This is a genomic window from Actinoplanes sp. ATCC 53533, assembly GCF_003947245.1.
Genome location: NZ_QHHV01000330.1, coordinates 1 through 9,479 on the forward strand (window position 1 = coordinate 1; position 9,479 = coordinate 9,479).

6 protein-coding genes and 1 tRNA gene are annotated in these 9,479 nt (G+C 67.2%); 3 read left to right on the forward strand and 4 right to left on the reverse strand.

The features are described from left to right. The 3 genes from DMB66_RS56095 to DMB66_RS56105 all read left to right on the forward strand — a co-directional run. Positions 1–1,236: ATP-binding protein (locus DMB66_RS56095; RefSeq protein WP_125812189.1), on the forward strand; the 1,236-nt coding region annotated here is incomplete at its 5' end. A 246-nt stretch (positions 1,237–1,482) separates the two neighbouring features. Further along, the gene (locus tag DMB66_RS56100) at positions 1,483–1,881 is read left to right on the forward strand and encodes a hypothetical protein (protein ID WP_125812190.1); all 399 of its coding nucleotides are present in this window, start codon (positions 1,483–1,485) and stop codon (positions 1,879–1,881) included. Then, on the forward strand, positions 1,881–5,456 hold the full coding sequence (locus tag DMB66_RS56105; RefSeq protein ID WP_125812191.1) for an AAA domain-containing protein: 3,576 nt from the start codon (positions 1,881–1,883) through the stop codon (positions 5,454–5,456). The genes DMB66_RS56100 and DMB66_RS56105 overlap by 1 nt, the downstream gene beginning before the upstream one ends. A 37-nt stretch (positions 5,457–5,493) precedes the next feature. On the opposite strand, the gene DMB66_RS56110 is transcribed toward DMB66_RS56105, so the two are convergent. The 4 genes from DMB66_RS56110 to DMB66_RS56125 form a co-directional block, all read right to left on the reverse strand. Next, positions 5,494–6,189: a nucleotidyl transferase AbiEii/AbiGii toxin family protein gene (locus DMB66_RS56110; protein WP_125812192.1), complete on the reverse strand. Its 696-nt coding sequence runs from the start codon at positions 6,187–6,189 to the stop codon at positions 5,494–5,496. Further along, the gene (locus DMB66_RS56115; protein WP_125812193.1) at positions 6,189–6,842 is read right to left on the reverse strand and encodes a type IV toxin-antitoxin system AbiEi family antitoxin domain-containing protein; all 654 of its coding nucleotides are present in this window, start codon (positions 6,840–6,842) and stop codon (positions 6,189–6,191) included. The genes DMB66_RS56110 and DMB66_RS56115 overlap by 1 nt, the downstream gene beginning before the upstream one ends. A 332-nt stretch (positions 6,843–7,174) precedes the next feature. Beyond that, a tRNA-Met gene (locus tag DMB66_RS56120) sits at positions 7,175–7,251 on the reverse strand. Between the two features lie 117 nt (positions 7,252–7,368). After that, positions 7,369–9,479 (reverse strand): UPF0182 family protein (locus DMB66_RS56125; protein WP_125812194.1); only part of this gene is annotated, 2,111 nt, incomplete at its 5' end.

The following is a 9,479-nucleotide window of genomic DNA, read 5'->3' on the forward strand; positions in this document are numbered from 1 at the left end:
GATGCCCTGATCGCGCGGCTGCGAACCAGCAGGCCGTACGCGTTCCAGGACCTCGACCGCATCGCCGTCCTGCGTCGGGCCAAGGTCCTCGTGTCCGCACCGGACGGCAGAGATGAGGTCTCGCTCGCAGGCCTACTGGCCCTCGGATCCTATCCTCAGGAACAATTCCCACAGCTCATGCTCACATTTGTCCACTACCCGACCGCCACGGGCGCGAAGCCCCATACCGGTCAGCGCTTCCTTGACAACGTTGCCCTCGAAGGTCCGATACCGGTAATGGCCCGCGATGCACTGGCCGCCATCCGCCGGAACATGTCGCGCCGAGCAGTGGTAACGGGCGCGGGCCGTCAGGACATCTGGGAGTACCCCGAGACCGCACTGCGCGAAGCGGTCGTCAACGCACTAGTGCACCGGGATTTGTCCGGAAGTGCAAGGGGTACCCAAATCCAAGTCGAGATGTACCCCGACCGCCTCGTAATCAAGAGCCCTGGTGGCCTGTTCGGCCCGGTCACAGTCGACAGCCTTGGCGAAGAGGGGATCTCCTCGGCACGCAACGCCACCCTGATAAAACTGCTCGAAGACGTTCCACTGCCCGGCGAAACACGGACTGTCTGCGAAAACCGCGGCTCCGGCATTCGCGCGATGCTCGACGCGCTCCTGAGCGCCGGCATGAGCCCGCCCCGGTTCGAAGACCGCGTCTCGTCCTTCATCGTCACCTTCCCGAATCACACGCTGTTGTCCGAAGAGACCCTCCGCTGGATCGCCGGCTTGGGCGAGCAGGGCCTCACCGACAGCCAGTGCGTCGCTCTGGCGATCCTTCGCGAAGAAGAGATACTGGACAACCGGTCTTACCGGGCCGCAACCGGCGTCGATTCACGCGTGGCAACCGCCGAACTCCAAGATCTCGTCGCCCGGGAGCTCGTCGCCCAGAGCGGGACCCGACGCTGGGCGCAATACCGCCTGGTATCGCGCCCGGCCTCCCGCGTTACCGGCACCGTGCCCCGTGCAGATCGGCGCCCGGCACTGCTCGCCGCCCTCGGCGACGAGACCCTCTCACGAGCCGAACTAGCCGTCCGCACCGGACTCAGCGATCAGACGGTCCGCCGCTGGCTGACCATCATGCGGGAAGAGGGAACAGTAGACCTGATCGGGAACGGCCCCCGCAGCAGGAGCGCCCGATACCGACGTACGCGCCAGGAAACATTGTTTCCGGGGATCCCGGGCGGCACGAAATAGTAGGTTCCTGCGGACCACAGCTCGGCGGAAATCCGCAGACTTTCCCGTTTGCGCGGCGTAGAGGCCCCAGGCGCTGAATCTTGGGTCAGCAAGGACCGGCCATATGCCTCGGTATTATCGCGTTGGAAGCCGAGGATTTCGTCCGAGCTCAGGCCGACTTGGAAACGGCCATAGCCACGATTCCCGGCCGTGACCGTCAGATAGCCGACAGTTTTACGATCGTCAATTTTGCTAGGGTCGACGGCTGTGGAACAGGCGCCGGAATTCGTAACCGTGACGTTCGCATCCCCTCCTGAGGAGCCGGAGGACGCCTTTCTCAGTCGCACCCGGGAACTCGCCCTCGACCTGCGCGAGATCGGGCCGGTCGATTTCGTGCCGGCCGTTTCGGCGCCTGGCGCCAAGAGCGCGGGAGAGATCGTCGCCGGTGTCCTGGCGATCGCGGCGACCGCCAACCCCGACTATGCGCAAGCCGTCGTGCAGACGGTCGTGGCATTTCTGCGCCGGAACGAGAACCGGCGCGCCAGCCTCAAGGTCGGTGACATCGAGTTGCACATCGACCAGCCGACCCGCGACGAGGTCGCCCGCATCATCGATGCCATGCAGACGGCGCTCGACTCGCCGGCCGCCGGCCGGCGGCGTCGCTGATGGGACGCTTTGCGCTCCTGCTCGGCACGGCCTCCTCCCTCGCCGACCGAAGTCTTTCCGATCTCCCCTCAGTGCGGCACGATCTCGAACAGGTCAGGGCGGCGTTCGATCATGCCGGCGACTTCGATGACGTCCAGGTTGGTCTCGACCTTCCCCGCGATGCCATGGCGGATCGGATTGAGCAGTTCTTCGGCGCCCGCCGGCACGATGACCTCGCGGTGTTGTACTACTCCGGCCACGGATTGCGGCATCCCGATCAAGAGTCATTGTTTCTGGCCGCGTCCGATACTCACCAGGACCGGCTCCATGCGACCGCGGTGGACACGGAGGCGATCCTCAAGGACATGCTGTCGCGGACGTACGCGAAACAGAAGGTCGTCCTGCTTGACTGCTGCTTTTCCGGTGCGTTCCGAGGCAGCCGCCGGTTTCGGGGCGGAATGCGGGAGGAACCGCGAGGCGGTCTGCGGCACGCGGGCACGTTCATTCTCACCTCCAGTTCGCACGGCCGCGCCAGTTACGCCGACGACGACGCCGCTCCGTCCGTCTTCACCCAACTGTTGCTGGACGGCATGCGTGGCGCTGCCGTCCCCCGAGGCACAAGCCAGTGGCTCACTACCCACGACCTGTCGCACTTCGTCCAAGAACAGGCTGCGCGTCGCGGCGAGCAGCAGCGTCCGACCGAGTCGAGCGAGGGTGTCGTCGAGCCGACCCCCCTCGTACGCGCCCACCAGGATCACGGCGCGGGCCTGCCGCGGCAATCCCTCGGGCAGTCGTCGGACGACGCGGACGTGCCCCTTGACGCCGACCGTTGGCGCAAGCTGCTGCACTACTACATCTCGTGCGTCGAACGTTCGGCACTGCTCGGCTCGTTCGTCGATCTGCGCGACGACACTCGCTACACCGCGATGCCCGCCGGCCCCGAGCCGGTCTTCGGCGCCGGCGCCACGCCGCGCATGCCCGATCAGGCCGTCGCCCTGGCCCGAAACGTCGCGGCAGCCGGCGGCGGATTGCGGTACGGCTACGCCGTGACGGTACGCCGATCCGTGCTCGGTAGTAGCCGGTTGCAGTTCGCGCCGCTGCTGGAGTGCGACGCCTCGGTAGGCCCGGACGGCGTCCTGCACACCACCCTGCCGCCACGCTTGAACGCCGCGCTGGCCGCCGACCGCGGACTCTCCGACAAGGAGATCGACGAGATCGACACACGCATCGAGGAGACCTTCGTGGCGGGCGATCCCGCCACGGTGGCGGCGACGATGCGACAGCTGTGCCAGGTGCTCGACCTGGAGCCGGTCGGGGCGATGGACCCCCGGCGGCTGGCGGGTCCGATTCGGCAAGGTCCGCTGCGGCGGGTGCAGAACTGCGCGGTGCTCTTCGCGGTCGATGCGGCGAAAGCCGCCGAGAAACAGCTGATCGACGACCTCCGAGAGATCGCCAAGAACCCGGGCCAGATCGCGGGCACCGCCCTCGGCGCCCTCGCCCTCGACAGCGCAGGGACGTTGCCACCGGACGCGCCGTGTGTGATCGTCGCCCCCGACCAGCTCAACGAGGCGCAGGAAGGAGTCATCCGGGCCGCGATGACGCGGCGGCTCACGGTCGCGCAAGGTCCTCCGGGTACGGGCAAGAGCCAGCTGGTCACCGCCCTGGTGGCGACGGTCACCGCGGCACGGCAGACCGTGCTGATGGGGTCGACCAACAATCAGGCGGTCGACGAGGTGTCGAAGCGGTGCGACGAGACGATGGGCTCCGGTCTGCTCATCCGCAGCGGTAACAAGCAGTACGTCGCTCAGGAACCGAAGCTGCTCGCCGAACTGATCTCCACCCACGGCAACGGTCCCGTGCTCGACGAGCACACGCCCGCGGGCGAGCTGCGCATACTGGGCGACCGCATAGACGCCGCCCGCACGAGCCTGGACGAGCGGGCCTTCCTCGAACGCGACCTGTGGGATCTGGCGACCGAGCGACAGACGTCACCGGCTCCCGATCTGCCGGCGGAGAGTCAAGCCCTGCACCGTCTCGTCCGGCGCGCCGATCGCGGACTCCGCCATCGATGGCTCGGCTGGTGGTCCCGCCGGGCTCTGCGCACGTACGGCGTGGTGGACCGAGCCGGCCTCGAGGAGTTCGCGCGCCGGGTCACTGTGGAGCTGAGGTGGTTCACGGCGTACGAGGCCTCGGCCGCTCTCGAAGACGCGGACGCGGTGTGGCGACGGCTGTCGGCCTTCACGGCGCAGGATCGACCGCGGCTGAGCCGGGCTTTGACCGCCGCTCAGGTGGCGCGACGCGTCCGGGGCGGTACGGCTGTCCTTCAGCGGCGGAGTGAGGACCTGTCCAGCTCGCCGCCGCGCACCTGGAGTCGGTTTCAGGACCTGCTGCGGGTATTGCCGGCGTGGGCCACGACGGCGCTGTCCGCTCGCAAGATGCCGCCCAAGCCGGCGATTTTCGACCTCGTCGTCATCGACGAGGCCGCCGCCTGCACCATCGCGGCGGTGTTGCCGATGCTCTTCCGGGCCCGGCGGGCATTGATCATCGGCGACCCTCGCCAACTCGCCCCGGTACGGCCGCTGCCGAGTCAGGAGGACGCTGCGTACCGTGGTGCGGCGGGCCTCGGCGAGGCCTGGTGTGACGCGCGCAGGCTGTCCTTCACGAGCTACTCGGCGTACGACGCCTTTGCCTCCGCCGCACCTGCCGTTCATTTCCTCGACGAGCACTACCGATGTCATCCGCAGATCGTCGCGGTGCCCAACCGCGAGGTCTACCAGGGCCGTCTCGTGGTGCTGACCCGGACCCACGCCCTGACCCCGCAGGCCGATCCCGCCGTCGTCTGGCGCCATGTGCCGGGTCGGGCCGAGCGGGGGACGAGCGGATCCGGATACAACGAGCCCGAGGTCACGGCGGTGATCGCGACACTGGATGAGCTTCGGGCGCAATTCCCGGAGGCCGAGCTCGGGGTGGTCACGCCGTTGACGGCGCAACAGACCCGGCTGAAGCGGGCGCTGGCCACGGCCGGATGGGCCGAGGACGAGGTCGTGTGTGGCACGGCGCACCGCTTCCAGGGCGGCCAGCGCGACATCATGGTGATCTCGCCGGTCGGCGCGCACGGCATCGCCGACACGACCCGCAATTGGCTGGTGAACGAGACCAACCTGTGGAACGTCGCGATCACGCGGGCGAAGGCGATGCTGGTCGTCGTCGGCGACCAGTCATGGTGGTCGGGACAGCAGGGCATCCTGTCGAGCTACGCCAGGGGCGAGGACGACGAGCCCGCGCCGGAGCCGGGCCAACTGCCCGCGGCGGACGCTCTGCACCGAGCTGCCTCGGATGCCGGCCTCGCTGTGCGCCGCGCCGTGCTGGTCGACGGCTACCGCTACGACATCGTGCTGACCGGCCCGGCCGGCGACCTCGCGGTGCTCATCGACGCACCGGCGGACACAGACCACGGCCGGCACCTCCGAACCACGCTGGCCCGGGTCGACCTGGTTGGACCCGGCCTACCCACGCGCCGGGTCCCCGCCTGGCGCTGCCTCGCCGAACCCGACGCCGTCATCACCCAGCTGAGAGCAGCGCACGGCCCGCTCTGACCCCGGTCGCCAGACCAACGTCGCAGGGTCCCAGGTGCTACCGTCCACCACTCCAGCAAGTACCGGATCGACGAAGCTTTTCGCGAGCGCGAGCGCGTTTCCGAGCGTCTTCTCGGTAACACTTGGGACATCCCTCGCGACAGTCTGGTATCCGGTCCGCCACATCTCGTCGTCGGGAACGCCAAGCCCGTCCAACGAGTGGGTATAGCCGGTACTTCGGTCTGATCAGTCCGGGAATTGTCAACGACAGTAGCGGCTTGACCTCCTCCGGCCGTCCGGTGATGACGACGCCGGTGACCAGGTCGACGCCGAAGCGTTCAAAGAGTCGTGGCCCGAGCCGTGCCTCGGTCGGGATCCGCAGTCCTGGCACGCCTTGGATCAATGCACGCGGGGTCTCGAAGCGGAAGGTGAAGAAGTCGCCCAGGTCCTTTTGGGCAGCGGAGCGTAGCGCCTCAAGCGCCGCATCGGCCGAGTCTGCACAGGCGACGATGTCGACGTCGGCAGTGTGTCGGGCTGAGGCGAGCCGGGCGATCATTGATACGCCGCCCTTGAGGATCCATTGCTGTGGAGCGGCGGTAAATAGCCGGGCGAGAAGCCGGTCATAAGCGAACTGCCGCCGCAGTTGGGACACCGAAGGACTAGCGTTGCCGGCCAGAACCCCGAGCCGATTAGTGAGCGCCGCACCGAATGCCTGCGCGCTGGCGTACGGGAAGATCTCAAGCTCCTGAGCCATCAGAACGTTGTATCCGGTGCGAAAGTCAGCAGGTAGTCCAGCAGTTGTTCGCCGCCCCCAACCTGACCACCGTACTGGTGCGCGTACGGCGCCAACGCCAGCGCTAGCTCGTCGCGGTCGACGATCCGCCTGACAGCCAGATCCACGATTACACCGGCAAGATGCTCCCCATCGATGCGCTGCGCACACAGGTCGGCGACCATCCGGGTGGGCACCGTCACGAGCATCTCGTCGACCCACCCCACCTCGTCAGCGGTCAGTCTTGTCCGGTGGATCAGCACATCATCGCGGCGACTGCGTATCCGCCGTGGCAGCGGGACGCTGAATTCGTATCGAGCGGGTTCGAGCAGACCCACCCCGTAGACACCAGCGGCGCTCGCATGGGACACCACACCGTCAACCACGGTCCGGCGATCGAGGTCGAGCCCGGGCGCAAGCTGAAGCCACGCCGCCCGCAGCTCAAGCAGCCGAGGACGTGGCGCACCGGCCACCCGGTAGACCCCGTACGCGACGCGTTCCATCCCACCGGTCTGCACCAACCGCGCCAGATCGCGTCGAGCCACCCCGCGAATGTCGGCCTGCCGAGCGGTCAACAACCCGCTTTGCGCCTCCGCCAGATCCGCGAGCTGTCCCAATGCCGCAGCCCCACCCATGGCACGAAGGTCTCACATATGAGACTCTCGCGCCAGCAGGTGTCTCATGGATGAGACCCCAGCGCCCACCCGTGATGGCGCAACAGCGATTGTGAAGGTTGCTGGGCTGCTGCGTGTTGATGTCCGCGGAGGTGGACGCGTTGTGTAGAGCCAACCCGCGGCAGAGCGGCTTATAACACATCGCTTCCGTGCCATCGGCCAAGAGATCCACAGCCCCTCAACGGATCGGGTCCGCAGCACCGTTCGTGTTTCTCGTCTGCGACCACCCGCGACCATGAGATAGACAGAGGCCCTTCCCCAGTTCGGGGAAGGGCCTCTGAACTGCACTTACTTGGTAGCGGGGACAGGATTTGAACCTGCGACCTCTGGGTTATGAGCCCAGCGAGCTACCGAGCTGCTCCACCCCGCGTCGTATCTCAAGCCTAGCCTGCGGCCCGACCTACATGCAAAACGACCCCCCGTAACCTGCCCCACACATGGGCGCGGCCCGCCGGTAACCCGGCGGGCCGCGCATCATTTCAGCAGGTCAGCCGCTGGGTTTCGGAGTCGGTGCAGACGGTCCTGTCGACGGAGTGACCGACGGACCCGTCGACGGTGTGGTGGTCGCCCCCGCCGCCTTCTGTGCGTTCTGGAAGTTGGTCATCGCCGTGTCCAGGGCTTGCAGGGCCTGGCCATACCTGACGAAGTCGCCCGACGCCTGGGCCGTCTTCACGTCCGCGATGGCCTTGTCCAGCGCCGCCGCCGCCTGGGCGAGCTGCCCGGTCAGCACCGGCTGCTGCCCGTTGCCGGTGGTCGGCGGCTGGTTGCCGGTGTTACCCGGTGGCGTGACCGTCGACGGCTCAGTGTTCTTGCCCTGGGCGACCAGTTTGTCCAGGCCGTCCTTCAGGTTGTTCGCCAGCACCACGTACGTGCCGCCGTCGCCGTAGGACATCAGGACCTTCTGCAGCAGCGGTACGGCGTCCTGTTGCCCGCTCTTGACGTACACGGGCTCGACGTACAACATGCCTTCGCCGACCGGTAGCGAGATCAGATTACCGAACAGCACCTGGGACTGATTGCTGTTGGACAACAGGGTCAGCTCGGACCGTACCGTCGCATTGTTTGTCATGCGCTGATGCACCTGGACCGGGCCCTGGATCGCGGTCTGGTCCGGCAGCTCCAGCACCTCCAGCACGGGCTTGTTGTCGACGTATGACCCGGAGATCAACGCCGCCAGGTTGTCCCGGTTGTTCGGGGTGACCGCCGAGGTGAGCTGGAAGCGGGTGCCTTCCTGCCCCGGCATCCGCACGTTCAGGTAGAACGGCGGCTGCTTCACTCCGCTGTCCGGGTCGTCGGGCACGTTCGGCACCTGCCAGAAGTCCTGGCCGCTGAAGTACTCGTTCGGCTCGGTGACGTGGAACCGGGCCAGCAGGTTGCGCTGCACCTTGAACATGTCGGCCGGGTAGCGGAAGTGCGCGGCCAGCGACGCCGGCGTCTGCGCCTTTGGCGTGATCAGCTTGCCGCCGAACGCCTGGTTCCAGGCCTTGAGGACCGGGTCCTGCTCGTCGAACTCGTACAGGGTGACCGTGCCGTCGTACGCGTCAACGGTCGCCTTCACCGAGTTGCGCATGTAGTTGATGTTGTCCCGGGCGAGCGCGACCGTGCCCCGGTTGGTGAGCTCGTCGGTCGTCTCCTCCTGCAGGTTGATCCGCTGCGCGTACGGGTACGTCGCCGCGGTCGTATACCCGTCGAGGATCCACTTGATCCGCCCGTCGACCACGGCCGGGTACGGGTCACCGTCGATGGTGAGGAACGGCGCGACCTTCTCCACCCGGGAGCGGGGGTCACGCACGTACATCAGCCGGGAATCGTCGTTGACCGCGTCGGAGAGCAGGAAGTTGCTCTCGGTGTTCTTGATCGCGAAGACCAGCCGGCGCAGGGACGAGCCGATCGGCACGCCGCCGGTGCCCTCGTAGGTGTAGCGCTCCTCGGCGTTGTTGTTGTTGGGCTGCGGGCGGTCGAACTCGGTCTTCTTGTTCTTGTCGCTCTGCCCGACGATGGCGTACTCGCTGGACTGCTCGCCGAAGTAGACCCGGGGCTGGTCGACCTTGATCTCCTCGGACGACGAGGCGCAGCCGGGCTGCTGGTCGTCGCCGAGGAAGCCGGAGACGAAGTACGGCAGACCGCCGCAGACGACCTGGTTGGCCGGGGCCGCCACCATGCCGTAGCCGTGGGTGAAGACCGTGTGCCTGTTCAGCCAGTTCTGCTGCTGGGTGGTCAGCGCGTTGTCGTTGATCTCGCGCACGCCGACCACGTAGTCCTGCGGCTTGTCGTTGGTCAGCGTGTAGCGGTCCACGTCCAGCTTCGGGCCGAAGTCGTAGAAACCGCGGACCTGCTGCTGCTGGGTGTAGGCCTCGGAGACCAGCTGCGGGTCTATCAACCGCACGTTCTGCGCGCTGGTGTCGGACGCGAGCGTCGCCGGTGGCACGGTCACCGCGGCCGTGTACGGCCGTACCTCCGTGGCGGAGAGCCCGAACGCCGCCCTGGTGGCCTCGATCGACCGTTTGATGTACGGCGCTTCCTTGTCCGCCAGGCTCGGCTGGACCGTGAAGTTCTGCACCGCCAGCGGATAGATGCCGCCGATCGCGACCGCGGAGA